Annotated in this window: 28 protein-coding genes and 1 tRNA gene; 14 read left to right on the top strand and 15 right to left on the bottom strand. The window is 70.7% G+C overall.

The annotated features are described in order from the left end of the window. Positions 1-35: 35 nt before the first annotated feature. Complete coding sequence (locus tag C4V41_RS28325) at positions 36-1,004, bottom strand: sugar-binding transcriptional regulator (RefSeq protein ID WP_103958996.1); 969 nt, start codon at positions 1,002-1,004, stop codon at positions 36-38. A gap of 67 nt (positions 1,005-1,071) precedes the next feature. After that, positions 1,072-2,049 (bottom strand): winged helix-turn-helix domain-containing protein, encoded by a 978-nt coding sequence (locus tag C4V41_RS28320; protein WP_235030431.1) that lies wholly within the window; start codon positions 2,047-2,049, stop codon positions 1,072-1,074. 59 nt (positions 2,050-2,108) lie between these two features. Between C4V41_RS28320 and C4V41_RS28315 the strand changes: the two genes are divergently transcribed. Beyond that, positions 2,109-3,296 carry an MFS transporter gene (locus C4V41_RS28315; protein WP_235030430.1) on the top strand — a complete coding sequence of 396 codons (1,188 nt, stop codon included), beginning with the start codon at positions 2,109-2,111 and terminating at the stop codon, positions 3,294-3,296. On the opposite strand, the gene C4V41_RS28310 is transcribed toward C4V41_RS28315, so the two are convergent. Then, positions 3,267-4,271: a LacI family DNA-binding transcriptional regulator gene (locus C4V41_RS28310; protein ID WP_407670064.1), complete on the bottom strand. Its 1,005-nt coding sequence runs from the start codon at positions 4,269-4,271 to the stop codon at positions 3,267-3,269. The two genes, C4V41_RS28315 and C4V41_RS28310, sit on opposite strands and share 30 nt — an antisense overlap. Positions 4,272-4,339: 68 nt before the next feature. Here C4V41_RS28310 and C4V41_RS28305 point away from each other — a divergent pair, with 68 nt between their 5' ends. Continuing rightward, positions 4,340-5,512 (top strand): CynX/NimT family MFS transporter, encoded by a 1,173-nt coding sequence (locus C4V41_RS28305; RefSeq protein WP_103958993.1) that lies wholly within the window; start codon positions 4,340-4,342, stop codon positions 5,510-5,512. A gap of 13 nt (positions 5,513-5,525) precedes the next feature. Next, the gene (locus tag C4V41_RS28300) at positions 5,526-6,200 is read left to right on the top strand and encodes a (2Fe-2S)-binding protein (protein WP_103958992.1); all 675 of its coding nucleotides are present in this window, start codon (positions 5,526-5,528) and stop codon (positions 6,198-6,200) included. On the opposite strand, the gene C4V41_RS28295 is transcribed toward C4V41_RS28300, so the two are convergent. Next, positions 6,163-6,702 carry a cysteine dioxygenase gene (locus C4V41_RS28295; RefSeq protein WP_103958991.1) on the bottom strand — a complete coding sequence of 180 codons (540 nt, stop codon included), beginning with the start codon at positions 6,700-6,702 and terminating at the stop codon, positions 6,163-6,165. The genes C4V41_RS28300 and C4V41_RS28295 overlap by 38 nt on opposite strands. Next, positions 6,699-7,559: an amidohydrolase family protein gene (locus tag C4V41_RS28290; protein WP_103958990.1), complete on the bottom strand. Its 861-nt coding sequence runs from the start codon at positions 7,557-7,559 to the stop codon at positions 6,699-6,701. The genes C4V41_RS28295 and C4V41_RS28290 overlap by 4 nt, the downstream gene beginning before the upstream one ends. Positions 7,560-7,751: 192 nt before the next feature. Here C4V41_RS28290 and C4V41_RS28285 point away from each other — a divergent pair, with 192 nt between their 5' ends. Continuing rightward, entirely contained in the window at positions 7,752-8,741 is a 990-nt protein-coding gene (locus tag C4V41_RS28285; RefSeq protein WP_103958989.1) for a LacI family DNA-binding transcriptional regulator, read from the top strand. A 13-nt stretch (positions 8,742-8,754) separates the two neighbouring features. On the opposite strand, the gene C4V41_RS28280 is transcribed toward C4V41_RS28285, so the two are convergent. Both C4V41_RS28280 and C4V41_RS28275 read right to left on the bottom strand, forming a co-directional pair. Further along, the gene (locus C4V41_RS28280; protein WP_160150410.1) at positions 8,755-10,107 is read right to left on the bottom strand and encodes an aromatic amino acid ammonia-lyase; all 1,353 of its coding nucleotides are present in this window, start codon (positions 10,105-10,107) and stop codon (positions 8,755-8,757) included. Between the two features lie 7 nt (positions 10,108-10,114). Beyond that, the gene (locus C4V41_RS28275; RefSeq protein WP_103958987.1) at positions 10,115-10,495 is read right to left on the bottom strand and encodes a phage holin family protein; all 381 of its coding nucleotides are present in this window, start codon (positions 10,493-10,495) and stop codon (positions 10,115-10,117) included. Positions 10,496-10,614: 119 nt separating this feature from the next. Between C4V41_RS28275 and C4V41_RS28270 the strand changes: the two genes are divergently transcribed. Then, positions 10,615-10,890 (top strand): hypothetical protein, encoded by a 276-nt coding sequence (locus C4V41_RS28270; protein WP_103958986.1) that lies wholly within the window; start codon positions 10,615-10,617, stop codon positions 10,888-10,890. Between the two features lie 24 nt (positions 10,891-10,914). On the opposite strand, the gene C4V41_RS28265 is transcribed toward C4V41_RS28270, so the two are convergent. Further along, positions 10,915-11,691, bottom strand: a complete 777-nt coding sequence (locus C4V41_RS28265; protein WP_103958985.1) for an FAD:protein FMN transferase — start codon at positions 11,689-11,691, stop codon at positions 10,915-10,917. A gap of 49 nt (positions 11,692-11,740) precedes the next feature. Next, positions 11,741-12,442, bottom strand: a complete 702-nt coding sequence (locus tag C4V41_RS28260) for a ferredoxin reductase domain-containing protein (RefSeq protein WP_146103813.1) — start codon at positions 12,440-12,442, stop codon at positions 11,741-11,743. Positions 12,443-12,494: 52 nt separating this feature from the next. Here C4V41_RS28260 and C4V41_RS28255 point away from each other — a divergent pair, with 52 nt between their 5' ends. The 3 genes from C4V41_RS28255 (at position 12,495) to C4V41_RS28245 (ending at position 14,196) form a co-directional block, all read left to right on the top strand. Further along, positions 12,495-12,887: an OsmC family protein gene (locus tag C4V41_RS28255; RefSeq protein WP_103958983.1), complete on the top strand. Its 393-nt coding sequence runs from the start codon at positions 12,495-12,497 to the stop codon at positions 12,885-12,887. Positions 12,888-13,138: 251 nt separating this feature from the next. Then, the gene (locus C4V41_RS28250; protein ID WP_200824281.1) at positions 13,139-14,065 is read left to right on the top strand and encodes a nucleoside hydrolase; all 927 of its coding nucleotides are present in this window, start codon (positions 13,139-13,141) and stop codon (positions 14,063-14,065) included. Between the two features lie 54 nt (positions 14,066-14,119). After that, positions 14,120-14,196 (top strand) — tRNA-Lys (locus tag C4V41_RS28245). 47 nt (positions 14,197-14,243) lie between these two features. Here C4V41_RS28245 and C4V41_RS28240 read toward each other — a convergent pair. The 3 genes from C4V41_RS28240 to C4V41_RS28230 all read right to left on the bottom strand — a co-directional run bounded on the left by C4V41_RS28240 (position 14,244) and on the right by C4V41_RS28230 (position 15,946). After that, entirely contained in the window at positions 14,244-14,576 is a 333-nt protein-coding gene (locus C4V41_RS28240; RefSeq protein ID WP_200824280.1) for a hypothetical protein, read from the bottom strand. 69 nt (positions 14,577-14,645) lie between these two features. Then, positions 14,646-15,074 carry a nucleoside deaminase gene (locus tag C4V41_RS28235; protein ID WP_103958981.1) on the bottom strand — a complete coding sequence of 143 codons (429 nt, stop codon included), beginning with the start codon at positions 15,072-15,074 and terminating at the stop codon, positions 14,646-14,648. An 11-nt stretch (positions 15,075-15,085) separates the two neighbouring features. Next, positions 15,086-15,946, bottom strand: coding sequence for a DUF4429 domain-containing protein (locus C4V41_RS28230; RefSeq protein ID WP_103958980.1), 861 nt, complete (start codon positions 15,944-15,946; stop codon positions 15,086-15,088). 62 nt (positions 15,947-16,008) lie between these two features. Between C4V41_RS28230 and C4V41_RS28225 the strand changes: the two genes are divergently transcribed. Continuing rightward, positions 16,009-16,590 (top strand): HD domain-containing protein, encoded by a 582-nt coding sequence (locus tag C4V41_RS28225; RefSeq protein WP_103958979.1) that lies wholly within the window; start codon positions 16,009-16,011, stop codon positions 16,588-16,590. Here the strand turns inward: C4V41_RS28225 and C4V41_RS28220 are convergent. After that, a complete protein-coding gene (locus C4V41_RS28220; protein WP_103958978.1) occupies positions 16,587-17,297 on the bottom strand; it encodes a FadR/GntR family transcriptional regulator in 711 nt (236 codons plus the stop codon). The genes C4V41_RS28225 and C4V41_RS28220 overlap by 4 nt on opposite strands. A gap of 136 nt (positions 17,298-17,433) precedes the next feature. On the opposite strand from C4V41_RS28220, the gene C4V41_RS28215 reads away from it, so the two are divergent. From C4V41_RS28215 to C4V41_RS28195, 5 genes are read left to right on the top strand one after another with little or no spacing between them, the layout of a single operon-like run. Further along, positions 17,434-19,038, top strand: a complete 1,605-nt coding sequence (locus tag C4V41_RS28215) for an ABC transporter substrate-binding protein (RefSeq protein WP_235030428.1) — start codon at positions 17,434-17,436, stop codon at positions 19,036-19,038. Further along, positions 19,035-19,994 carry an ABC transporter permease gene (locus C4V41_RS28210; protein ID WP_103958976.1) on the top strand — a complete coding sequence of 320 codons (960 nt, stop codon included), beginning with the start codon at positions 19,035-19,037 and terminating at the stop codon, positions 19,992-19,994. Before C4V41_RS28215 ends, C4V41_RS28210 begins: the two co-directional genes overlap by 4 nt. Beyond that, positions 19,991-21,928, top strand: coding sequence for a dipeptide/oligopeptide/nickel ABC transporter permease/ATP-binding protein (locus C4V41_RS28205; RefSeq protein ID WP_103958975.1), 1,938 nt, complete (start codon positions 19,991-19,993; stop codon positions 21,926-21,928). The genes C4V41_RS28210 and C4V41_RS28205 overlap by 4 nt, the downstream gene beginning before the upstream one ends. Then, the gene (locus C4V41_RS28200) at positions 21,921-22,910 is read left to right on the top strand and encodes an oligopeptide/dipeptide ABC transporter ATP-binding protein (protein WP_103958974.1); all 990 of its coding nucleotides are present in this window, start codon (positions 21,921-21,923) and stop codon (positions 22,908-22,910) included. The genes C4V41_RS28205 and C4V41_RS28200 overlap by 8 nt, the downstream gene beginning before the upstream one ends. After that, positions 22,907-23,866 carry a dihydrodipicolinate synthase family protein gene (locus C4V41_RS28195; RefSeq protein ID WP_103958973.1) on the top strand — a complete coding sequence of 320 codons (960 nt, stop codon included), beginning with the start codon at positions 22,907-22,909 and terminating at the stop codon, positions 23,864-23,866. Before C4V41_RS28200 ends, C4V41_RS28195 begins: the two co-directional genes overlap by 4 nt. On the opposite strand, the gene C4V41_RS28190 is transcribed toward C4V41_RS28195, so the two are convergent. Together C4V41_RS28190 and C4V41_RS28185 are read right to left on the bottom strand one after the other, a co-directional pair. Next, complete coding sequence (locus C4V41_RS28190; protein WP_103959255.1) at positions 23,867-24,124, bottom strand: DUF1876 domain-containing protein; 258 nt, start codon at positions 24,122-24,124, stop codon at positions 23,867-23,869. A 52-nt stretch (positions 24,125-24,176) separates the two neighbouring features. Beyond that, positions 24,177-25,829, bottom strand: coding sequence for a catalase (locus C4V41_RS28185; protein ID WP_103958972.1), 1,653 nt, complete (start codon positions 25,827-25,829; stop codon positions 24,177-24,179). Positions 25,830-25,921: the final 92 nt, after the last annotated feature.

Genomic DNA, 25,921 nt, shown 5'->3' with positions numbered 1-25,921 from the left:
AGCGCGCGCCCAGAAACTTTGTCCAGCACAGATGTTCAGAGCTGGTGAGCGGCCGCCACCAGGCCCTCCGCCGTGGGCGTGTCCGTGACGAGCTGGTTGAAGTAGCCGCCCCTGGCCCCGGCGACGATCGAGAGCACCTTCTCGGCGCCGACCGCGACGGCGATCGTGTGCGGGATGCCGCGCAGCTCCTCCGGCTTCGGCGCCACCAGGCGCTCGCTGCCCGGATAGGTCACCGGGGCGCCGTCGCGGTCGTAGACCCGCATGCACACGTCGCCCACGGCCCGGCGCAGGCTCTCGGTGTCGCGCGGCATGAAGGCGGGCACCATCTGGCGCATCAGCGGCGCGGAGCCCACGCCGACGATGGCGCACTTGGCGTGCGCCCACAGGTCCATGACGCGGCGTACGGACGGCTCGTGCTGCAGCGAGTAGAACAGCTCGGGACCGGGCAGCGCGGGGGCGTAGAGGTAGGCGGGCACGCCGCCGGCGCGTTCGGCCAGGATGCGGGTGGTCTCGTTGGTCTGGAACCAGGGCTGCGGCTCCTCCTGGCCGCCCACGGCGGGCGCGATGGTGACGCCCGGATATTGCCCGAGGCCCTCGCGGGCGCACTCGTAGACCGTGGTGCCCGAGGAGACGAGCACGACGTCGCCCGACCGCAGGCCGACCCCGGCCAGCGCCCTGGTCACACCCGGGGCCAGCCACGGGCCCAGCGCCGGGCCGCTGACCCTGGGGACCAGGTAGACGCGCGCCAGGTTGAGGGCCTGCGCCACCTCGGCGGCCAGCGGGCCGTCCTCCAGCGTGGCGGGGCGGTGCACCTTGATCTCGACGATGCCCTGCTTGCGGGCCTCGGTGAGCAACCGGCTCACGGTGGCCCTGCTGACGCCCAGCCGTTTGGCGATGTCGCCCTGGGTGGCGTCCTCCATGTAGTACTGCTGGGCCGCCGCGTACATCAGCTCATGGGGGAACCTGGCCTGCTGCGCATCGGGTGCGACGTCGGCGGCGTTCATGCGCGTGCTCCTGTGAACAAATTTGCTGAACTGATGCGCAAGTGACTATACCTTCGTGCCCTACAGGCTAGCCGTTGATCAAGGCGTCGCCGAGAGGCGTGCGGGCGTACAGGACGCTGCGGCCCGTGCGGGTGCCCGCGATCAGCCCCGTTCCGCGCAGCGCCGCGACGTGTTCGCCCGTGGTGCCCAGGCTCTGCCCGAGCAGGGCGGCGAGCTGGGTGGTCGTGGCGGGCTCGGCCAGCTCGGCGAGGATGCGGGCGCGGCTGCGGCCGATCAGCCTGGCCAGGCCGGCGTCGGGGGCGGCCGTCGCGGCCGCGAGACCCCTGGCGGGATAGATGAGCGCGTACGGCCAGGCGTCCCCCAGGTACGCGCCGATCTTCTCCATGAACGCCGAGGGCAGGAAGAGCAGGCCCTTGCCGCCGAGCCGGTGCACCCCGGCCAGCGAGGTCAGCCCCACCTCGATGTGGCCCGTCGCCCGCCAGTGGACGCGCGGGTTGAGGTCGTCCAGGGCCGCCTGCCAGCCGTAGATCGCGAGCTGGCCCGCGCGGTGGACGATGTCGCGCTGCAGCACGGCGCGCAGACGTGGCCAGTCGTGGGAGAGGATCTCCGTCCAGAGCGCCTGGTAGGCCGCCGCCAGCAGGTCCACGACGTCGGGGCCGAGCAGGAAGTCCCTGGTCGCGGGCGGCACCTGGGGACGCTGCGCGAGGACCTGGGTGATCTCGGCGTGCGCCTGCGCCAGCGGGGTCGCGCGCATGGCGGCGATCTCGGCCTCGAACGGCACGTCCACGGCGGTGGGCGGCGGGGCGATGAAGTCGACGTTGGAGGCGCCCACGTTGCCGCTGATCGCGGCCGCGGCCCGCAGCACGGGGTGCCGTCTCACCAGCCCCTCGTACGTCTCGCGCCACCGCGCCACCCACGGGCCGTGCACGCCCGCCCGGTAGCGGCCCGCGAGCACCCACTGCGCGTGCATGGTCTCGATCAGCGGCGAGATGGCGAATCTGCTCGCCATCAGGTCCTGAGGGACGACCTCGATCGTCACCGGCATGTTTCGGTTATATCCGAAGGAATCGCGAGTGTCCGAGGCGGGCCCGCACCATCGCAGTCGTGAAGAGCGCGACGTTCGGCGAGGTGTTCGCCGTCAAGGAGTTCCGGGTGCTGTTCGGCAGCTTCGCGCTGCTGGTCGGCGGGGACATGATCAAGATGCTGGCGCTGTCCGTGCTGGTGTACGCGCGGACCGGCTCCCCGGGGCTGTCGGCGGCGGCGTACATGGCGGGGTGGCTGCCCTACATCTTCGGCGGGCTGTTCCTGCTCTCGCTGGCCGACCGGGTGCCGCCGCGGGCGCTCATGGTGGTGGGCGAGCTGGTGCGGGCGGTGACCTGCCTGCTGCTGGCGTACGCGGGGCTGCCGGTGTGGGCGATGCTGGCGCTGGTGCTGGCCACCGGGCTGTTCTCGCCGGTGTTCTTCGCGGCGCGGGCGGCGATGTTGCCCGAGGTGCTGCCCGGGGACGCGTTCGTGCTGGGGCGGTCGCTGCTCAACGTGGCCTCGGCGGGCGCGCAGGTCGCCGGGCTGGCCGTCGGGGGCGCGTTCCTGGCCTTCGCGGGGCCGTCCGGGGCGCTGGCCGCCACCGCCGGGCTGTCCCTGGTCGCGGCGCTGGTGCTGCGGGCCGGGCTGCCGTACCGGGCGGCCAGGGGCGTGGCCCGGCAGGGTGCGGTACGGGAGACGCTGCGGGTGAACCGGCGGCTGCTGGCCGACGGGCGGGTGCGCGGGCTGCTGCTGGCGCAGTGGCTGCCGTGCGTGTGCCTGGCGGGGGCGGAGGCGATGGTGGTGCCCTACCTCGGCGGCCAGGGGCAGGCCGGGGTCGTGCTGGCGGCGGCGGCCGTCGGGATGGCGGCCGGGGAGTTCGCGGTGGGGCGGTTCGCGGCGCCGGAGCTGCGGGAGCGGCTGTCGTTGCCGCTGGCGGTGGCGCTCGGGGTGCCGTGGCTGGGGTTCGTGGCCATGCCGGGGATCGGCTGGGCGGCCGTGCTGGCGGGGGTGTCCACCGCTGGGCTGGCGTACCAGCTCGGGTTGCAGCGGCGGTTCGTGGACGCGGTGCCCGAGGCGGTGCGGGGGCAGGCGTTCGGGCTGCAGTCCGCGGGGCTGATGACGGGGCAGGCCGCCGGGGCGGCCATGGTGGGGGCGCTCGGGGAGGTGGTCGCGCCCGGGTACGCGATCGCGGTGGCGGGCGGGGCGGGGGTCCTGATCGCGCTCGCCCTGGCCCGCACCCTACGGCCGGAGCCCGTACGTGTCGTCTGAGGGGACCTCGCCCGAGCCGCGCGGGATGAGGCGGACCGGGAGCTCGATGTGCTCCGGTGGGCCCGCGTCGCCGCGCAGGCGGCGGAAGAGCAGCTCGGCGGCCACCCGGCCCATCCAGGACGGGTCCTGTGCGATCACGCTCACCCCGGGGGCGAGCAGGTCGGCCAGCTCGAAGTCGTCGAACCCCACCAGTGCCGCCCGCCGGCCCGCGAGCGCCCGCAGGGTGGTGACGGTGTAGCGGCCGTTGCCGGTGAACAGCGCCGTCGGCGGGTCGTCCAGGGCGAACATGCGGGCCAGGTCGCCGCGTACCGACTCCAGGGACGGCGGCCGCATCGACACCAGCCGTTCGTCGTAGAGGCCGCCCAGCTCGGCCCGGTATCCGCGCAGCCGCTCGGACGCCGTGAAGATCGCCGGATGGTCGCCGAGGAAGGCGATCCTGCGGTGGCCGTGGGTCAGCAGGTGGCGGACCGCCTGCCCGGCCCCGCCCGCGTTGTCGGTCAGCACCGTGTCCACGTCGAGCCCCGCCCCCGGCGGCCGGTCCGCGAAGACCACGGGTGTGCCGGCCTCCAGCTCGGGCCCCAGGTAGGTGTGGTCGTCGCCGGCCGGCACCACGATCAGGCCGTCGACCCGGCGCGCGCAGAACGTCTCGACCAGCTCGCGCTCCCTGCCGGGCTCCTCGCCGGACGAGCCGCTCAGCAGCAGGCAGCCGTGGTCGATGACGACCGCCTCCACGGCCCGGCTCAGCCCGGCGTAGAACGGGTCGGCCACGTCCTCGATGACCAGCCCGATCGTGGCGGTCCTGCCCCTGCGCAGCACCCTTGCGCTCTCGTTGCGGCTGTAGCCCAGCCGGTCGATGGCCGTGCGCACCCGCTCGGCGGTGGCCGGGTGCACGCCGGGCTCACCGTTCACGACGCGCGAGACGGTCTTGAGCGCCACGCCCGCCGCCGAGGCGACGTCCTTCATCGTCGGTCTCACGCCAGGATCATTTCCTACTCGGGAGGGGCAGACAACGTTGTCAAGGGCTTATGCGAGAGTGGTCCTCTATGTCGCTCCGATCAGCCGTGCTCGTGGCGGGGTTCGTCCTGGCCGCGCTCAACCTGCGTCCGGCCATCGCGGGCGTCTCCCCGCTCCTCGACGAGATCATGAACGACGTCGGCCTCTCACCCGCCGGCGGCGGCGCGATCACCACGGTCATGGTGGTCTGCCTGGGCGTTTTCGGGCCGCTCGCGCCGCTGCTCGCGCGCCGGATCGGCCTCGACCGCACGCTGCTGGCGGGCCTGCTGGTGATCGCGACGGGCGTCGTGCTGCGCGTCCTCGACGGCGCTCCTGTGCTCTACCTGGGCTCCGCGCTGGCCGCCATCGCGATCGCCGTCATGAACGTCGCCATGCCCGGCGTCGTCAAACAGCATTTCCCGGCCAAGGTCAACCTCATGACCGGCGTGTACGTCTCCGCCGTCGTGGGCGGCGCCACCATCTCCTCCGCCCTGGTGATCCCGATCGAGCGCGTCACCGGCTACGACTGGCGCGGCGTCTCGGCGCTGCTGGCCGTGCCCGCGCTGCTGGCCGCCCTGCTCTGGTTGCCCCAGGCGCTGCGTGAACGGGAGGGCGCGCAGAACGGGCCCAGGCCGTTCGGTATGGTGCTGCGCAGCCGCGTCACCTGGTACATCACCGCGCTCATGGGCCTGCAGTCGCTGACCTTCTACGTCATGCTGGCCTGGCTCCCGACGATCTACCTGGAGGCCGGCCTGCCCGCCGACCAGGCGGGCTACCTGCTCAGCCTGACGAACCTGGTCCAGGTCGGCACCTCGCTGGCGGTCCCCGTGCTGGCCGGGCGGCGGGCCTCGCAGGTGCCGTACGTGGTGGGCGCGGGCGTGCTGACCGTGCTCGGCTACCTGGGCGTGCTGCTGGCCCCGACGACCGTCCCGTGGTTGTGGATGATCGTGCTCGGGGTCGGGCAGGGGGCCTCGTTCGCGCTGGCGCTGCTGATCATCGCGCTGCGCCCGGCCGATCCCACCACGGTGACCGCGCTCTCGGCCGTGGCCCAGTCCGTCGGATACGTGATCGCGGCGCTGGGGCCGCTGCTGTTCGGGTTCCTGCGGCAGGTCTCCGGTGGCTGGTCGGTGCCGCTGATGGCCGGGCTCGGGGTGCTGGTCGCGCAGCTCGTGGCCGGCTGGTTCGCCGGACGTCCTGCTACCTTAGGTAAACCTAACCTTTGAGAGGGGTGCCAGCGTGCTGACCGAGACGCTCCAGCGGGTCGCCGACGGGCGGGGCGGGGTGCTGGGGGTCGAGCCCGGCCTGGTCATCGAGCCCGACGAGAGCTGGACGCCGGTCCGCGAGCTGGTGCTGGAGCCGTACACGGCGCTGGAGCGGCTGGTCGACGAGACGGCCGGGCGCTGGAACGCGCCACGGCACGTCGGCGCGGCGCTGTTCTGGAAGACGTACGGATACTGGCACACGCTGCCGATGGCGCTCGGGTGGGCGCTGGACGGGCGGGTGCCGATGATGCGGCTGGACGACACCTACGTCAAGGAGTCCGACGCCGGGGTGACGATCGCGGCCACCCGCGTGAGCTGGGGGACAGGCGCCCCGGCGATCCGCGAGGTGCTCATCGAGGCGCAGCTTCCCCTGGTCAGGGTGCTCGGCTCGATGGCCAAGGTGGGCGAGCGCACCCTGTGGGGGTCCACGGCGGAGGCGTTCGCCCACCCGCTGACCTCGATCGTGCGGGCCGACTACATGAAGCTGCTGGCGGAGCTGGGCCGGCCGGTCGACGGGCTGGTCGAGCCCGCCGGCGACGCCTACTTCCGCAGGACCTGCTGTCTCTGGATCACCCTGCCCGACGCCGAGCCCTGCGGAAGTTGCTGCGTGCTCAGGCCACCGAGCCGATCGGGTCGTCCATCGGCCTGAGCTCGTCGGCGTAGCTCACCGAGACGCGGCGCATGACGCCGGTTCCGTCGATCGAATACTGCCCGAGCCGCCACAGCGGCGGCGAGTAGGCGTGGATCGAGACGCTGCCGTCCACCGCGCCGGTGAGCCGGTGGATGTGGTCGGGCCCGAAGGAGAACGACTGCCCCTCCGGCACGACGGTCTCCAGGTGCTCGCCGCCGATGCGCGGGTTGCACTCCTTCAGCGCGCCCTGCACGACGTGGACGGCGCCGGAGGAGAGGTCGTGGTCGTGCCAGCCCGTGTCGTCCTCGGGGCGCCAGCAGAGCAGCCAGACGTCCACGTACGAGTCCCGGTAGAGCGAGGCGTAGTGGCGGCCGCCGTCCTCGGGGAACTCCACCAGCTCGCGCCACTCCTCAGGGCGGGCGGCCAGGTCGTTCACCAGGTCACGCAGCTCACGCCGATCCAGCGCCCGCTCGGGAAGCCGGGCACAGGTGCCCCCGCCCTGGATCTGTTCAGTGCTCACGTACGAGTCTCCTTTCCGGCAAGCAATCGACGGGGGTTGACGACCCTGATGGCGTGGCCGGCGGCCGTACCGAGTCCAGGGTCGGGTGCGGTGGCATAGGGGGCGTCGGAGCCGTTGACGACGACGTCGATGCCCAGCTCGCGGACGATCGCGTCGATCGCGCGCGGGCCGTACGAGGAGGTCTCCACGAAGAAGTTCCTGTCGACCTGGCCGCGTCCGTTGCCGCCTCGGGCGATCAGGCGCTCGGAGTGCAGCGGCGCCAGCCCGGCCAGCAGCGCGAAGCAGACGCGCAACCTCGGATGGCGCGGCCGCACGACCGCGTGGAAGTAGTGCCAGGCGGCGTGCATCTGCTGCACGTACGGCACCACCGCCGGCCACCACGGCGGCGTCCCCTCAGCAGGGGCGGCCGGCCCCGGATGCACGAACAGCGGCAGGTCTGCCGCCGTCAGCACCTCCAGGAGCCGGTCGTCGGGCGCCGCCGTCGCGGGGATCTGCAGGCCGGCGAACCCGCGAGCGAGATCCTTGGCCAGGCGGCCGGGGTCGGGTTCGCTGTGGCAGGTCGAGGCCCAGGCCCCGAAGGGCTCGCCCAGCGCCAGCGCGCCCTCGTGGTGGGCGTCGATGAGCGGCCAGCACTCCTCGGGCGGCAGGAACTCGATGCCCAGCGGGCTCGACAGCGACACCAGTGCCAGGTCGAGGCCGGTGGTGTCGCGCCCCTCGTGGTCGGCGGGATCGACCTCGTACGGCGGTTCGCCGTCGAGGATCAGCGTCCAGCCGTCGAGAAAGGGCGGCGAGGTGCGGGCGCGCAGAGCGTCGACGAACGAACGCGTCCACAGGTGCTGATGCACATCGATGCTCACGGGTCTCACCTCTCCCCCTATTTCCTACTCACATTACATGTAAACCTGTGGCGGCTGTGACATTGAACTTGTGAACCGTTTCAGTGATACGGTTCAGTGAACCGCTTCACATCGTTATTGTCAACGGCCGCCCCCATGACAAGCCGTTGGCAAGGCTCCGCTTCCGTCGGTGGAACGCAATAGGCTGGTCGAATGCCTCGGAAGAGAGCGACGATCCGTGAGGTGGCACAGGCCACGGGGCTGTCCCCGGCGGCCGTCTCCTACGCGCTGCGCGGCCTGCAGGTGTCGGAGGAGACCATGCAGCGCGTGCGCGCCGCGGCGGCCGAGCTCGGCTACGAGGCCGACCCCATCGCCAGAGCCCTGGCCAGCGGACGCACCGGGATGATCGGCCTGCTGTGCGGGTCGCTGGAGGATCTGTGGCAGCAGTCCCTGGCGGTCGGCATCAGCAGGGGCCTGCGGGAGAAGGACCGTTACGCGCTGATCCTCGACGCGGTGGGCGACCCGGCCCGGGAGCGGGCCCTGGCCCAGCAGCTCCGTGACCAGCGTGTCGACGGCCTGATCGTGCAGTCGATCGACCCGGCGGCGGAGTTCTGGCCCGAGCTGTGCGAGTCGGTGCCGGTGGTCGCGATCGGCGACTCGATCTCGGGCACGGCCGGGGAGGTCGTCTTCGACAACCGCACCGGGGTGACGCTCGCGCTGGAGCACCTGCGGGCCCAGGGCCACCGCAGCATCGCCGTGCTCACCCCGACCCAGGACAGCACGCCCGACCGCCCGGCCGACGTGCACGTCACGGCCGAGGCCGACCGGCTGGGGCTGGACATCGAGGTCGCCACCGCGCCGCACGGGCTGGCCGGGGCCACCGCCGCCGCCCACGAGCTGCTGTCGGGGGAGAAGCCGAGCGCCGTGTTCTGCTTCGCCGACTCGATCGCCTACGGGGTCTACGCGGCGGCGCAGGAGCTGGGGCTGTCGGTGCCCGATGACGTCTCCGTCATGGGTTACGACGACCATCCGATGTCGGGGCTGCTCACGCCGGGGCTCAGCACGGTCGACTGGGACATCGACGGGATCGTGCGGGCGGCGGTGCGGCTCATCTCGGCGGCGGCCGACGGGGGTGTGCGGCGCCGCCGGGTGGTGCAGAAGCCGACCCTCCGGCAGCGCGGCTCGGTCGCCCAGGTGTCCTGACGTGTCCTGACCTCTACTCCTCCCTGCGGAGGGCGCGGAGGGAGTCGTTCAGGGCGTCGGTGAGGGGGCCGTCCGGGGTGGGCGGCCCGAGTGCGCGGAGGGCGGCGGTGCGTTCGCAGGCCAGGATGAGTTCGAGAGGCTCCAGGCTGCGCAAGGTGTGGCGGGCGGCCTGGGTGGCGAAGCCGGCGTGGTCCTCGGTGCCCCGGGAGATCACCGCCGTGCCCGTCGTCACCGGGGTCGCGAGGTGGCGCAGCTCGGCCAGGGCGTCCTGGGCGACATATTCCAGGATCAGTGCCCCTGAGCCGCCGGGGCGGTCGGAGAGGAACGGCAGGCGGCCGGTGTAGGCCGGGTCCATGAGGCTGGCCAGGCGGGCCGTGCTGAGCTGGGCCGTCTGCACGAGCGCGGCCCGCAGCGCGTCGAGGGCCAGGGCGACGGGGGCCGAGTGGAAGTTGCCGTTGTGCCAGGCAAGGTCGCCGGCGATGAGGGGGTTCTCGGTGGCGGAGTTGAGGTCGGTCTCGATCGTGGCCATGGCCCGGTTGAGGAGGTCGAGGGTGGCGCCGTGGACCTGGGCGAGGGCGCGGTAGCCGTACGGGTCCTGGACGCGGGAGACGCCCTCCCTGGCGAGCAGGCCGCGCAGGCGTGCGGCCACGACGGCCTGTCCGGGGTGCGGGCGAGCCTCCTGTACGGCGGCGGCCAGCGGTTCGGCGGAGGCGTCCACGGCGGTGAACGAGACGGCGGCCACGTCGATGGCGGCTTCGAGCAGGAGCCGCAGACGGTGACAGGCGAGCGCGGCATCGGCCAGCGTGGCGGCCCCGGAGCTGATGAACGGCAACGAGTCACTCGCGGCCAGCGCGAACAGGGGCGGCGGCACGGAGGCGCCGGGGCGGTCGGTTGCGGGGCCGGGGTCGTGGTGCCAGGGGAGTTCGCCCAGGAGGCACAGGGCCGTGGCGGAGAGGGCGGTGAGGTCGCCGGTGCCGATGGCGCCGTAGGCGTGCAGGGGCGGGGTGTGGCCGGTGTTGATCGCGTCGGCGAGCACCGGGCAGACCGCCGGGTCGATGCCGGACCCGCCCGCGAGGAGCTGGTTGAGCCGGACCACGAGCATCGCCCTGGCGCGGGCGGGCTCGACGGGCGGCCCGGCCCCGCACACATGGCTGCGCAGCAGGTCGAGGCCCAGGCCGGGCGGTTCGAAGGTGACGTCCTTGTTGGCGCCCACCCCGGTGCTCTGCCCGTACACCGGGCCGGTCAGTTGCTGGGCGGTGACCCACGCGGCCCGGGCCCGATCGAGAGAGGTGATCGTGACCCGGGCCCCGTCGTACGCGACCTCGTGAACCTGCGCGCAGGTCAGGCCGGCGCCGTCGAGCTCCACAGAGATGTCAGTCGTTGTCGGGGATGAACAGGCCGAGCAGCCAGCTCACCACGCTGACGATGATCGCGCCCCAGAACGCGGCCGGATAGAAATTGTCGACATGGAAGGGTATGTCCAGCTCACCGGCGATCCAGCTGGTCAGCAGCAACATGCCCGCGTTGATCACGAGGAGGAACAATCCGAGCGTCAGCACGATGATCGCGCAGCCCAGCGCCTTCACGATGGGCTTGACGATGGCGTTGATGACGCCGAAGATCAGCGCGACGAGGAGCAGGACGCCCCAGTATCTGGCCGAGTTGGTGGGTGCGTTGACGTCGATGCCATCGATGAACTGAATGGCCACCCACAGGGCCACTGCCGCCGCGATCGTTCTGATGATGAATCTCACGCTGAATGATCCTCCCACTTCACATAGGCGCAGTCACTACGATGCCCGCCGGTCACTCCAGGTAGTCACCGGTTATCGTCGGCCCTATGGGGAAGGGGCGTGCAAAGGGAGGGAGTGTGATGGACGAGAACGGGCTCGAGTCGCTGCCGGCCGACGAGTTGCACGATCGGGCGGTACGTTACGCCGTACGCCATGGGGACCTGGGGTTCCTGTGGGATCTGCTCAAGGTGATCCCGGCGGCCGAGGCCGCCAGCGGACACTCCAGCGAGAGCGCCAACGACCTCAGCAAGGTCTCCGCGCTGCTCAGTGATGCCATCGCGGCGGGCGAGGGCAAGCTGGGAGAGGCGCTGCGCCCGATCTACATCGAATATCTGCGCAAACATCCCGACGCCTGACCGCCCGGGCCCGCCGCGTGGGGATCACCCCGCCAGGCGGGCCTCGGTGCCGCTGTAGCCGGCGAAGCCGGGCGTGCTGATCTCCTGCCCGTCACGGGTGATGATCATCGTCTGGTACGGCCCCTCCTCGGCCAGATCGGCCGCGAACCGCTTGGCCAGGATGGGCCCCATGGCGTAGATGGCGGTGGAATAGGCGTCGGCGACGCCCAGGTCGGGACCGATCACGGTGACCGAGCCGAGCCCCTTCTGGACCTCCCCCGTACGCGGGTCGACGATGGGCGTGGCGCCCGAGGTGGCGATGCCCAGGTCGTGAGCGAAGACGACCTTGCGCACCAGGTCGGTGCGGGGGTCGCGGATCCCGACCCGCCAGCGCTTGCCGGGGGCGGCCGAGCCGCGCATCCTGATGTCGCCCCCCGCGGTGATGCGGTGGTCGCCGGCGCCCGCGTTGCACAGGGCGCGGGACAGGCGCTCCAGCGCCCAGCCCTTGATATATCCGGACGGGTCGATCACGCCGTTGATGCGTGACTCGAACCAGCCGCCGGTGGCCTCGCTGAGTTCGTCACAGCGGTGCAGGACCTCGATGAGCTCGGGGATCTGCCGGATCGTCTGGCCGCGGTTGAGCCGCCCGATCTGGCTGTCCTCCTTCACCGGGCTGAAGGTGTCCTCCACCCACCTCAGCCAGGAGAACGCGTCGTCCAGCAGAGGAGTCATCTCGCGGGCCGGCAGGGCCGTGCGGATGTCCACGCTGACCGGCATGCCCATGACCATCTCGACACGGGCGCTTCCGGGGAAAGTCGTCACCTTGCCTCCTTGTCCGGACCCACCGTTGCAGACAGGGCGTAATGCGGACCTAAACCTTTTGCCGGGATTTGAAACGAATCTGTGATCTCGGGACGGCAAGGCGTGACAACGCGCCGCCAACGTACCGCTTGAACTGCCGTGGGCCGGCCACCACGACCTCGCGGTCGGCGATGTCAGGAATTTCACGACTCAGGCCGGAGGCGCTCACGCGCTCCTTCGCGCGCGGGTCGTGCTCGTCGCCCACGACGAGGATGAGACCGTAACGGGCCTCCAGGTCGCGCAGCTCGTCGGTGACCCGCGCGGTGCGGTAGACGGCCACGGTGTCCGTCTCGCCGGCCAGTCGTTCGCGCAGCGAGCCCGGGTCGAGCCCGGCGGCGATCAGCAGGGCCGGCCTGGTCGTGTGGGGGACCCGGTGGCTCCAGACGGCCATCACGGCCGCCATCGCGTACAGGATGAGTGAGCCCGCCCGGCTCAGCTCGGTCACGTAGGCGGTCGAGCTGAACTGGTGTGCCACCAGCAGCGCGCCCGCCAGGTAGCCGCCGAGCCGCAGCCGCTGCCTGGCCTCCTCGGTCCGCAGGTAGTCGGCGGCCTTGACGCTGAGGAAGCCGAGCGCCACGAGCAGCGCCGCCGCCGCGTAGGCGGTCGGACTCCATGGATAGCCGAAGCCGGGCTGGATCGCACCGAACTCGGCCACCGCGACCCCGGACCAGAAGAGGACGGGGCCCTGATCAGCTTTCACCTCGCTAGCCATGTCACCCACGATCCTGAATGAACATGAGAGGTTTCTGAGTAGGGTCTGAAACATGGCTAACGTGCGTGTTGAGCGGACTGATGACGGCGGATTCCGGGCCACGAACGCCCGCGGCGCCGAGGTACGGATGGGGGGCGGCGACGAGGACGGCGTGTTCACCCCCGTCGAGTTGCTGCTGGCGGCGGTGGGCGGGTGCAACATCGTGACCGTCGAGCCGCTCACCGCCAAGCGCGGGCACCGGCTGGTACGCCTGGCGATGACGGTCGGGGCGGAGAAGGTCGAGTCGAACAAGCTGGGGCCGGTGACGATCACGTACGACGTGGAGCTGCCGTCCGAGGAGGCCGACGAGGTGTTCCGGGCGGTGGCCGGGCGGGTGCACGAGAAGTACTGCACGGTGAGCAGATCTCTGGAGGACGGCACCGAGGTTCGTCTCGAACTTCCGTAGGTGGATTAAACAGATATTCGACCGCGTTATGACGCGACCGTTGCATTCGTCTCGGTAGCGTTGGAGCAGGTCAGGAGCACTCCACCCTGACCGGTAGACCTTCACCGATGCGGACGCGGAGGGGGACCGCGGTTCGCGAGTGCGGGACCGCCGGCGCTTTTGGGGGAAAGCGCCGGCCCGGACCGCCAACGATCGGGCCGGGCAGTTTTGGGGGAACTGCCCGGCCCGATTCATGCGTATCCTCCCTGTTTGTGAAGAAAGTTCTTATCGACTGTGACCCCGGTATCGACGACGCGCTCGCCTTGGCCCTGGCCGCCGGGTCCGCCGACTTCCTCGACGTCGTGGGCGTCACCACGGTGGGCGGCAACGTCGATCTCTCCCTGACCACGGCGAACGCGCTGGCGCTGCGCGAGTTCCTCGGCATGGGAGACGTACCGGTGACGCCGGGCAGCGCGGGCGCCCTGCTGCGGCAGACCGTCAGAGCCGCTCACGTGCACGGGGCCGGCGGGCTCGGGGACGTCGTCCTGCCCGCCCCTGAGCGGGGGGCGTCGCCGGGGCACGCGGTCGATCACATCATCGAGACGCTGAAGGCCGACCCGGGCGAGATCACGCTGGTGGCCGTCGGGCCGCTGACCAACCTGGCCCTCGCCGTACGCAGGGAGCCCCGCGTCGTCGAGTGGGCCCGCGACCTGGTCATCATGGGCGGCTCCTACACCCGTGGCAACCACAACCCGGCGGCCGAGTTCAACATGCTGGCCGACCCCGAGGCGGCCGCCGTGGTCTTCGAGGCCGGGTGGACGGTGACGATGCTGGGCCTCGACGTGACGCTGTCGGCGGTGGTGACGGCCGACGTGCTGGAGCGGATGCGGGGGCTCGGCCGGCTGTCGGAGCTGCTGGTGCCGGCCGCGCGGTTCTACGGGGTCGTGACGGCGGAGGGCGGGCCGGCCATCCATGACGCGTGCGCGGTGGCGTACGTGCTGGACCCGTCGTTGTTCACCTGCGTGCCGGCCGTGGTGGACGTGGAGACGATGGGGCAGTTCACCCGGGGCATGACCGTGACGGACTTCAAGCTGCGCGACCGCCGGCCGAACGCGCTCGTGGCGACGTCCGTGGACGTGGAGCGGTTCTGGGACGTGGTGCTGGGCGCGTACGGGAAGCTCGCCGCGCGGCTGGGCTGAGGGTTCGGGCGGCGGCTCGGGCACTGTGCGGCGGCTGATAGAGTTTCTTCTGTTGCGCCGCTAGCTCAGTTGGTTAGAGCAGCTGACTCTTAATCAGCGGGTCCGGGGTTCGAGTCCCTGGCGGCGCACCACCACGAAAACGGGCACCGTCCAATCGGACGGTGCCCGTTTCGGTGTTTCAGGCCGGTCGTTCGTCCACGCCGACGGCGCCGACGCCGCTGGTGAAGATGCCGGCGCAGTAGCCCTGCGACTCCCCGTAGCCGCCCGGCGGAAGCGTCACCCACTCGCCGACCGCGTCGGGGGCGCGGCCGCAGACGACCACGGCCCGGAAGATCCAGGTCTGGCCCGTGGGGTTGCTGCAGGCGGCGATGCCGAGGTCACGGTCGTTGGCGTGCACGAAGGTGTCGCAGTCGAGGATCGTGGCCGCCGCCGCGGCGGGTGTGGCCGGGATGGCCGACATGAGCACGAGCGAGCCGGCCACCGCCGCGGCGATACGCGTTCCCCTGGACATTGCGCCTCCTGCACCTGAGCTTGAACGCTACTTTCCGCAGTCGATCGTATGCGGAAGGTAGCGGCTTGCCTAGGTGTAGTAGCCCTCCACCGGAACCCGGGCCTCGTCGTAGAGCGCGGGGCCCTCCGACGGCGCGTCGGTGAAGCCGGTGCCGGGCGGCTTGAGGCCGTTGAGCTGGTCGCCGGACAGGGCGTAGACCACCCGGCCGAGGCCCGAGCGGGCGATGGCCCCGGCGCACATCCCGCAGGGCTGGCAGCTCGTGTACATCGTGGTCGTGGCCGCCACCTCCGGTTCGAGCTCGCGCGCCGCCCAGCGGGCCAGCTTCAGCTCGGGGTGGGCGGTGATGTCCCGGTCGGTGAGCGAGGAGTTGCGCTCCTCGGCCAGGATCGTGCCGTCGGGCGCGGCCAGCAGCGAGCCGAACGGCGGGTTGCCGCCGGTGCGGGCCTCCGCGGCCAGCTCGATGGCCCGGCGCAGGAGCTTCTCCTCGGTCTGTGTCACGTCTTGATTCCTCAGGATTCCTGTAGGCGGCGGATCATGGCCTGCTTGGCCAGGGCGAACTCTTCGTCGGTCAGTACGCCGGAGCGGTGTAACTGCCCCAGCTCGGTCAGGCGGCGCAGGACCGCGTCGTGCACGTCGTCGGCGGCCGGCCCCGGTGGCGGCGGCAGCTCGGGCACCTCGCGCGGCAGCCGGGCCAGCACCGCCGCGGCGACCAGGGCCGTGGCGCCGCCGAAGCGCTGGATGCCCCACGACACGCAGTGCGGGTCCTTCTGCGGAGGTTTGGCCGGGCCCTCGCCCTTGACGCGGAAGCGCAGCGTGCCGTAGCCCATGCCGGACTGCGGCTTCCACTCCACGCCGGTCACCTCGGAGAGCGGGAACTCCTGCGGGCCGGCCTTGTCCTTCTCCGTGCTCGCGAACCCGGTCCACTCCAGCCGCACCCGCTCGCCGTCGAAGATCGCCGTGCCGTCGCCGGCCGTGGCCGAGATGGGCACATCGGGGACGGGCAGCAGGTAGTCGTCGCAGGCGGCGCTGGGCGTCTGGTAGACGAGCAGGGTGTCGCGGATGTCGTCGGCGAAGTATTCGGCGGCCCCCGTGCGGTTCTTCGGCACGGCCAGCCGGTAGGGGTCGGCGGGCGGCCCCAGCGTGCCCGCGACGACGTCGGACAGGGCGTCGGCTCCCCTGCGGAGCCGGAGGCGGAGATGGCCGCCCTTGCGGGCGGGCTCGAACGTCACACCCGCGATGGCCTCCAGCGGGATCGGCACTTCGCCCAGCGTCCTGCGCAGTTCGTGGACCTCCTTGTCGCTCCCGGGGACGATACGGAGCATTTCCCCATTGAACGTCCACGACCCATCGGGGACGGCGATCTCGGCCATATTCTCAGCCTAGGACACGCTCGGGGGCACGCCGAAGACGAGAACGCAGATAGAGGAGCGCAATGGAGATCTTCACGAGCTGGCCGTCGTGGGCGCACGCTGAGGGCCCACTGGGCCAGGCGCTTCCGACGCCCACCGTGGACGCCCTGCGCGAGGCGGTCGCCTTCGCCCGGCGGCAGCATGGGGTGCAGCAGCGGCCCACCGGGCGGCCGTACGTGGAGCACCTGCTGGAGGCGCTGGAGGTGGCCGTGGCCGGCGCCCGGCTGGACGACAGAGACCTGCTGATCGCGATCGTGCTGCACGACGTGGTGGAGGACACGCCGTGCACCGAGGCGGAGGTCGGCAAGCGGTTCGGTCCCCGCGTGGCCGCGCTCGTGCGGTGGGTGAGCAAGCCGCCGGGCGGCCGGAAGGCCGACTACCTGGCCTCGCTGGCCAAGGCGCCGCCGCAGGCCGTGCTGGTCAAGCTGGCCGACCGGACGAGCAACGTCCAGGAGTTGCAGCGGATGCCGTGGCGGTTCCAGCGGCGCTACTACCTGGAGACGGTCGCGCACATCATGCCGCTGGCCGCGGCCCATCCGTGGTTCGCGCAGTGGTTCGGGGAGTGGCGGGCGCGGTGGCGAAGGGTGGAGCGCTGGCCTGACTAGCCCTCGATGCGGGCGACGCGGTTGCGTACGCCCTCGAAGTGCGCCTGTACGGCGGCCACCGCGGCGGCGCGGTCGCCCTTGAGCACGGCGCTGTAGATGTCGCGGTGCCGTCTGGCCACGTCGGCCGCGGACTCGTCGGGGGTGCCGAGGGCGTCGCGGAGCTGGAAGTAGACGTCCCAGAAGGCGCCGAGCAGTTGGCTGACCAGGGGGTTGCCGAGCGGGCGGTAGAGGAGGTCGTGGAAGAGGCGGTCGGTCTCGGGGGAGACCAGGCCGGCCTGCGCCTCGCTCTCCATCCTGGCCATGACGTCGCCGACCGGCGTCAGGTCGGCCCCGGGGCCCAGCTCGATCAGGCGCTGCACGAGGCCGCTCTCCAGGATCTCGCGGATCTCCACCAGGTGGGCCAGGTGGTGGGCGCCGTTCTGGAGGGTGATGCGGCTGTGGAAGGTCAGCTCGTCCACTAATCCCGCGAGCGACATCCGGCCCACGAACATGCCGAAGCCGTGGCGGATGTCGACGATGCCGACCGCCTGCAGCGCCTTCAGTGCCTCTCTGATGGAGTTGCGGCTGACCTGCAGCTCCTCCATCAGCTCCGATTCGGTGGGCAGAGGGTCTCCGGCCACCAGTCCGCGCCGGACGATGAGGTCCTTGACGCCCTCCTGGGCCTCGGCGGCACGGCTGGGGCGCGCCGGACGCGGCACTGTGGTCATGAAAAATCCTTTCGTCCTAGGTAACAATCCGGAAATCTTCCGTTGACCTCAAGAGGGGGTGGCGTTTAGCGTCCACGTTACGCACAAGATAGGACATGGGATGTCCCACGTTCTACCCCCCTTTCAGGAGGCATCCGTGAGCTCTGAGTTCAGTCGCCGCGACTTCCTGCGTTACAGCGGGGCCACCGGGGCGGCGGCGTTCATCGCGGCCACGCTCTCCGCTTGCTCTGGCGGCCCGGCATCGACCGGTTCGGTCGGGGCCGGTTCCAACAAGGACCTGATCACGGCCGTGATCGGGTACGGCAACGACCAGAGCTGGGACCCGACGCAGACCGCCTCGGCCTTCGCCATGGCCGGGATCAACCACATCTACGAGGGGTTGCTCGACACCGACCCCATCACGCGTGAGCCCTATCCGGCGCTGGCCACCGCGCTGCCGTCCGACCTGAACGCGACCTCCTGGAAGTTCACGCTCAGGGACGGCGCCAAGTGGCACGACGGGCAGCCGGTCACCGCCGACGACGTGGTCTTCACCTTCGAGCGGATCCTGGGCCCGGACAACGTCCTGACCGGCAACTTCTTCAAGTCCTGGCTGCAGGAGGTGAAGAAGGTGGACGACAAGACCGTGGAGCTGGTGTTCAAGTTCCCGTTCCCCGACGCCGCGCCGCGCCTGACCATCGCGAAGATCATGCCGAAGCACGTCTTCAGCCAGGCCGGGGCCTGGGACCAGGCCAAGGGCGGCAAGACCGTGGGGTCGGGGCCGTACAAGCAGGTGGCGCACAACCCCAAGTCCAACACCTCGTTCGAGGCGTTCGACGGCTACAACGGCCCGCGGCCCGCCGCGGTCAAGAAGATGAACTGGCTGACGATCGTGGACGCCGCCGCCCGGGTGGCCAAGATCTCCGGTGGCTCGGCCGAGGCGCAGATCGCCGACAACATCCCGTACGCCAACGTCGAGCAGCTCAAGCAGCAGGGCCTGACGGTCGAGGGCGGCAAGGGCATGAACCACATGTTCCTGATGTTCAACACCGGCACCAAGCCCTTCGACGACATCCGCGTACGCCAGGCGCTGCACTACGCGATCGACAAGCAGAAGATGATCGACGTGGCGCTCAAGGGCCACGGCACGGCCTCCAGCTCCTTCCTCAACGAGGGTCACCCCGACCACAAGCGGGCCTCGGTCGTCTACGACTACGACCCCGAGAAGGCGAAGGCGCTGCTCAAGGAGGCGGGCGTCACCGATCTGACGATCAACCTGATGGCCGTCAACGTGAGCTGGATCGCGGACTGCCTGCCCACCATCGCCTCCTCCTGGGAGGCCATCGGCGTCAAGACGACGCTGGAGCCGCAGGACACGGCCGCGCTGTTCGCCAAGATGGACCAGTTCCAGGACTACCAGGCGGTCGCCGCGGCCTCGAACCCCAACCAGTTCGGCATGGACGCCGACCTGATCCTGCACTACAACTACGTGCCCGGCGGGCTGTGGATGAAGTACGCGCATTGGGACGGCACCAAGGACGCCGAGAAGCTGTTCGCGATGATGGACGAGGCCGGTAAGGAGACGGACGAGGCCAAGAAGACCGGACTTATCCACAAATATCTGGACTTTGTGGCTGAGCAGGCCATCCTCTACCCCGTCGTCCACAACGAGCTCATGACCGCCTGGGACCCGAAGAAGATCTCCGGCATCCGCGCCCAGCCCTACCCGGGCATCAACCTGCTGCAGGCCAAGAGGACATGACGCTGGTAGCCAGGATGCTGCTGCGGCGGCTCCTCATCCTGATCCCGCTGCTGCTCGGCGTGGTCGCGTTCGTGTTCATCGTGATGCGCTTCTCCAGCAGCAAGCCGGAGTACGCCTACTTCCAGGGCGCGAACCCGACCCCCGAGCAGATCCGCCAGTTCCAGCTCGAAAACGGCCTGCTGGACCCGCTCCCCGTCCGCTACGTCCGCTTCGTCGCGGACCTGGCGCAGGGCGACCTGGGCACCAGCGTGCTCACCAAGAAGCCGGTGATCGAGTCCGTGACGACCGCGCTGCCGCTGACGCTGCAGCTCACGTTCCTGGGCCTGGCCGTGGCGGTGGTGCTCTCGCTGGTGTTCGGCGTGACGGCGGCGCTGTTCCGCGACCGCTGGCCCGACCAGGCGATCCGCATGGTGTCGCTGATCGGGGTGGCCGCACCGGCGTTCTGGCTGGCGTTGCTGATGATCCAGTGGCTGGCGGTCGGGGAGGGTCTCTTCCCGACCGGCGGCTACATCAACCCGGCCGACTCCGTGTCCGGCTGGCTGCTGTCGATGACACTGCCCGCCCTGTCGTTGTCGCTGCCGATCGCCGCCCAGCTCACCCGCATCATCCGGACGTCGATGGTGGAGGAGCTGGACCGCGACTACGTACGCACCGCGATCGGCAGCGGGCTGCCGATGATCGTGGTCGTCGGCCGGAACGTGCTGCGCAACGCCCTGATCAACCCGCTGACCGTGCTCGGTCTGCGGATCGGCTACCTGATCGGCGGCACCGTGGTCATCGAGACGATCTACGGCCTGCCCGGCATGGGCCAGCTCATGATCAACGCGGTCCGCGACGGCGACCCGGCCGTCGTCCAGGGCGTCGTGCTCACCATCGCCGTCGGGTTCATGGTCGTCAACCTCGTCGTGGACGTCCTCTACCTGCTGGTCAACCCCCGCCTCAGGAGTGCGGCATGAGACGTGGACTGACAGAGCGCCTGTCCCGGCCCGGCCTCGGGTTCCGCAGGCTGAAGCCGATGTCGTGGGTGTCGGTCGGCATCCTCGTGGTGGTCGTGCTGGCCGCGCTGCTGGCGCCGTGGATCGCGCCGCAGTCGCCGTACTTCCAGGAGGCCGCCGGCGGCGGCCCGTCCGCCGCGCACTGGATGGGCCTCGACAGCGCCAACCGCGACATCCTGTCCAGGCTCCTGTACGGCGCCCGCTGGTCGCTGATCATCGGCCTCGGCGCCACCGGGCTCGCCCTGGTCGCCGGGGCGATCGTCGGCGCGGTCGCGGCCACGTCGCGCAAGGTCGTGGACGAGACCCTCATGCGCGTGCTCGACGTGATCATGGCCTTCCCCGGCATCGCGCTGGCCGCCGTGCTCGTCGCCGTGTTCGGCGGCAGCATCCCGGTGCTGGTCATGGCCATGGCCTTCCTCTACATGCCGTCCGTGGCCCGGGTCGTCCGGGCCAACGTGATCGCCCAGTACGGTGAGGACTACGTCGCGGCCGAACGCGTCATCGGCGCCAGAACCCCGCACATCATCGTCAAGCACGTCGCGATCAACTGCGCCGCGCCGGTGCTGGTGTTCTGCACGGTGATGGTGGCCGACGCGATCGTGTTCGAGGCGTCGCTGTCGTTCATCGGCGCCGGCGTACGCCCCCCGAACCCCTCCTGGGGCAGCGTCATCGCCGACGGCAAGAACCTCGTCCTGCTCGGCGGCTGGTGGGCCACGGTCTTCCCCGGCCTGCTGATCCTGATCACCGTGCTCGCCCTGAACATCCTGTCCGAGGGCATCTCCGACGCCTGGGCCGCCCCGGCCGCCCGTAAGGCGACGGTGCGCAAGGGCGACGCCTTCGAGCAGGCCAAGCCCGGGTCCGGCGAGGTCGTCGAGCTGCCCGGCCTGGCCGAGGCCGCCCGCCGGCTGGCCGAACGGGCCCGCCCGCTGCCCCAGGGCCCGCCCATCCTGTCGGTCGAACGGTTGCGGATCGGGTTCGCCGAGGGCGTCGACATCGTGGACGGCATCGGCTTCGAGGTGCGCCCCGGCGAGGTGCTCGGCCTGGTCGGCGAGTCCGGCTGCGGCAAGTCGCTGACCGCGCTGACCATCATGGGCCTGCAGCCCCGCGACGCCCGTGTCAGCGGACACGTCCGCTTCGACCAGCGGGAGCTGCTGACTGAGTCGCGCGCCGCCCGCCGCCGGCTGCTCGGGCACGAGATGGCGATGATCTACCAGGACGCCCTGTCCTCGCTGAACCCGGCCATGACCATCAAGGCCCAGCTCAAGCAGCTCACCCGGCGCGGAGGGCGGCGCAGCCCCACCGAACTGCTCGAACTCGTCGGGCTCGACGCGCGGCGCACGCTGACGTCGTACCCGCACGAGTTGTCGGGCGGGCAGCGGCAGCGGGTGCTGATCGCGATGGCGCTGTCGCGCGACCCCAAGCTGATCGTCGCCGACGAGCCCACCACGGCGCTGGACGTGACCGTCCAGGCGCAGGTCATCGAGCTGCTGCTGCGGCTGCGCGAGGAGCTGGGGTTCGCGCTGATCCTCGTCTCGCACGACCTCGCGCTGGTGGCGGACGTGACCGACCGCGTGGTCGTCATGTACGGCGGCCAGATCGTCGAGACCGGCGTCACCGCGACCCTGGTCGGATCGCCCGCCCACCACTACGCCCGCGGCCTGCTCGGCTCCGTGCTGTCGCTGGAGTCGGGGGCCGAGCGGCTCACGCAGATCCGCGGCGTGGTGCCGGCGCCGGCGGACTTCCCGCCCGGCTGCCGGTTCGCCGACCGGTGCCCGATGGCCACGGACGTGTGCCGTACCGAGACGCCCGTGCTGGAAGGGGACGCCGCTCATTCCGTGGCCTGCCACCATCCGGCCCCGAAGACGAGCGATGTGAGGAGCGAGCAGCGTGCTTGAGCTGAAGGACGTGCACGTCGTGCACAAGGCCCGCTCCGGCGGGCTGTTCTCACGGGACCGCGTGTACGCGCTGACCGAGGCGAACCTCACGATCAGCGCCGGCGAGACCGTCGGCATCGTGGGCGAGTCGGGCTGCGGCAAGTCCACGCTGGCCAAGGTACTGGTCGGCCTGCAGAAGCCGACCGCCGGCACCGTCACCTACCGGGGCCGGGACATGTGGGGGCTCAAGGAGTCCGAGCGGCGCGCCCTGGTCGGGTCGAACGTGGGGATGATCTTCCAGGATCCGTCCACGGCGCTCAACCGGCGCCTGCCCATCCGGCAGGTGCTGCGCGACCCGCTCAACGTGCACGGCCGCGGCACCCCCGCCGAGCGCGACGCCCGCGTACGCGAGCTGCTCGACCTGGTCGGCCTGCCGTCGAGCGCGGCCGACGCGCTGCCCAGCCAGTTGTCCGGCGGCCAGCGGCAGCGGGTGGCGATCGCCAGGGCGCTCGCCCTGGAGCCCGGCCTGGTGGTGGCCGACGAGCCGACCAGCGCCCTCGACGTGTCGGTACGCGCGCAGATCCTCAACCTGCTCCTCGACCTGAAGGAGCGGCTGGGGCTGGCGCTGGTGTTCGTCTCGCACGACATCCAGACCGTGCGCAGGATGAGCGACCGCGTGGTGACCATGTATCTGGGCAGAATCGTGGAGCAGACGCCGGCCCAGGCGGTGCCGCTGGGGGCGCGGCACCCTTACACGCGGGCGCTGTTCTCGGCCACGCCCGGGCTGATCTCGCCGATCAACCCGATTCCGCTGGTGGGGGCCGTGCCCTCGGCCACCAGGCCGCCGAGCGGGTGCCCGTTCCGCACGCGGTGCTGGCGGGCGGACGACGACTGTGCCGCCGAGATGCCCGCCGCTCGGACGGACGACGACCATCTCTTCCACTGCCATCACCCGGTGGCGGCGGGAGCGACAGACATTGAACTGATCCAGGAGCGCGTATGACGACTTCTAACGTCGCCGAGTCCGCGACGACTTCTAACGTCGCCGAGTCCGCGATGCTGTCCGGCGTCATCCCCCCGGTTTGCACCCCGATGACCCCCGACTACGAGGTGGACACCGCTTCGATGACGCGGCTGGTCGATCACCTGATCGACGGCGGCGTGGACGCGCTGTTCGTGCTGGGGTCGTCGTCGGAGGTGGCGTACCTGACGGACGCGCAGCGGCGGACGGTGCTGGACACCGTGGTCGGGCACGTGGGCGGGCAGGTGCCGGTGCTGGCCGGGGTGATCGACATGACGACGCCCCGGGTGCTCGAACACGCCCGGGTCGCGGTCGAGGCCGGGGTGTCGGGGCTGGTGGCGACGGCGCCGTTCTACACGCGTACGCATCCCGGGGAGATCAGGACGCACTTCCGTACGCTGGCGGCGCGGGCCGGGCTGCCGGTCTACGCCTATGACCTGCCGGTGTCCGTACACACCAAGCTGAGCGCGGACCTGCTGCTCGGGCTGGCCGCCGAGGGCGCGCTGGCCGGGGTCAAGGACTCCAGCGGTGACGACGGCGGCCTGCGGCAGGTCATCCTGGGCCGCGAGGCGCCGTTCAGCGTGCTCACCGGGTCCGAGGTGACCGTGGACTCGGCGCTGTGGATGGGCGCCGACGGCGTGGTGCCCGGGCTCGGCAACGTGGACCCGCAGGGGTACGTCGAGCTGTACCGCTGCGCCGCGCGCGGCGACTGGGAGGCGGCCAGGGCCGAGCAGGAGCGCCTGGTCCGGCTGTTCGAGATCGTCCACGTCGGTGGCACACGGATGGGCGGCAGCTCGTCCGGCCTCGGGGCGTTCAAGGCCGCGCTGCACCTGCGCGGCGTCATCGACTGCCCGATCACCGCGCTGCCGCAGACCCCGCTGAACGATGACGAGGTCGGCCGGATCGGCAAACTCCTCGCCACCGCCGGGCTGCTCTGACTACGCGGGACTGGCCATTTGGGCGACGTCTTGCGCGCCGTCCTCGATCAGCTTGGACGCCAGGTCCGACAGCGCCCGCCCGACGGCCAGCTCGTCCCCGATGCCGGGAACGGGCCGGTCGTCCGGGTTGCGGCGGGCGTGGGCCACGCTCTCGTGCCGCTTGCCGTCCGGTGTGAACAGCACCGCCGTGGCCGTGGTCACCGCGTCGTCATCGTCCTCGCTGATCCAGATCTGAATGTTCCACTGCTTGTACTCCATGACGACCACCTCCTACCTCCGAGCCTCCTCCCGGGAGGCCCGGAGGTAAAGGTCAGTGCTCGGCGCGCGTGTTGGGCACGCAATGGGTCATCTTCAGGCCCTCGACGTCGCGGGGGCCGTTCCTGCCGAGCTTGTCGAGCCGGTCACGGTCCTCCTCGGTGAGTTCCTGGTTCTTCAGCGGCTCCAGATGCGACACGTCGTCCGGCGTGAGGCTCAGCCCCTCGCCCACGCGCAGCCCCAGGTCGTCCTCGACCAGCAGGAAGTGCCAGACCATGCGCTCCTGGATGGCCCGGTCGCACTGCTTGAGCGCGGAGACGAAGTTGTGCACCAGGTCGTCGCGCTCCCACTCCTCCATCAGCAGGTAACGCTGGCCGGCCTGTTTGTAGTCGTTCGTGCGCGGGATCCGCTTGCGGGTGAGCCGGCCCTCCACCACCGGGCCGACCTCGTCGGAGTGCGAATAGCCGGCCTCGCGCAGCCCGCCGCGCAACGACGGCTCGTAGTTGATGTGCGGGTTCTCCCCGGCCGAGTCGACGAAGTACGTCATCTGGCCGTCGCGCTGGTTGGTCCTGATGTCGGCGTTCTTGGCCTGGTTGACCGGGAGCTGCAGGTAGTTCGGGCCGACCCGGTAGCGCTGGGTGTCGCTGTAGGAGAACGTCCGGCCGACCAGCATCTTGTCGTCGGAGAAGTCGAGCCCGTCCACGAGCACGCCGGTGCCGAAGGACGCCTGCTCGTTCTCGGCGAACTGGTTTTGCACGTTGCGGTCGAGCACCAGCCGGCCGACCGGCAGGGCCGGGAACTCGTTCTCCGGCCACACCTTCGTGTCGTCCAGCGGGTCGAAGTCCAGCTCGGGGTGCTCGTCGTCGGTCATGATCTGGACCAGCAACTCCCACTCGGGATAGTCGCCGCGCTCGATGGCCTCGTACAGGTCCTTGGTCGCGTGGCCCAGGTCGTTCGCCTGGACGACCGCGGCGTCCGCCTCGGTCATGCTGCGGACGCCCTGCTTGGGCATCCAGTGATATTTCACCAGATGCGACTCGCCCTGCGCGTTGACCCACCGGTAGGTGTTCACGCCGAACCCCTGCATGTGCCGGTAGTCGGCGGGGATGCCGCGCGGGCTGAACAGGTTGACGATCATGTGCATGGCCTCCGGCGTCTGCGACATGAAGTCGAAGATCCGGTTCGGGTCCTGCCGGAACGTCACGGGGTCCGGTTTGAGGGAGTGGATGACGTCGGGGAACTTGATGGCGTCCCTGATGAAGAAGACGGCCAGGTTGTTGCCCACGAGGTCCCAGTTGCCGTCCTCGGTGTAGAACTTGATCGCGAAGCCGCGCGGGTCACGGGCGGTCTCCGCGGAGTCGCGGCCGCCGATCACCGTGGAGAAGCGCAGGGCGACGTCGGTACGCTTGCCCGCCTCCTGGAACAGCTTGGCCCGGGTGTAGCGGCCGATCGGCTCGTCGCCGAGCTTGCCGTACGCCTCGAAATAGCCGTAGCTGAGCGCGCCCCTGGCGTGCACCACGCGCTCGGGGATGCGCTCCCGGTCGAAGTGGCTGATCTTCTCCAGGAACTGGTAGTTCTCCAGCGTCGCCGGCCCGCGGGGGCCGATCGTGCGCTGGTTCTGGTTGTCGTGGACAGGGTGCCCTTGCCGGTTGGTGAGCACCTCACGGTTGTCGTCGGGATGAGATCCCCTACCGGAAACGTCTGTCATCGCGCGCTCCTTCCCCCGGACGAGATCTTCCCCGCCTGCCCTCAAGACCCGAACGGAAACGGGCAAAGATCCGGGTTGCACTGAGACGCAAC

Source organism: Nonomuraea solani (assembly GCF_900108335.1).
In the GTDB taxonomy this organism is placed as follows: domain Bacteria; phylum Actinomycetota; class Actinomycetes; order Streptosporangiales; family Streptosporangiaceae; genus Nonomuraea; species Nonomuraea solani.
Note: the sequence above shows the minus strand (reverse complement) of the source record. Positions and strands in the feature narration are given on the sequence as shown.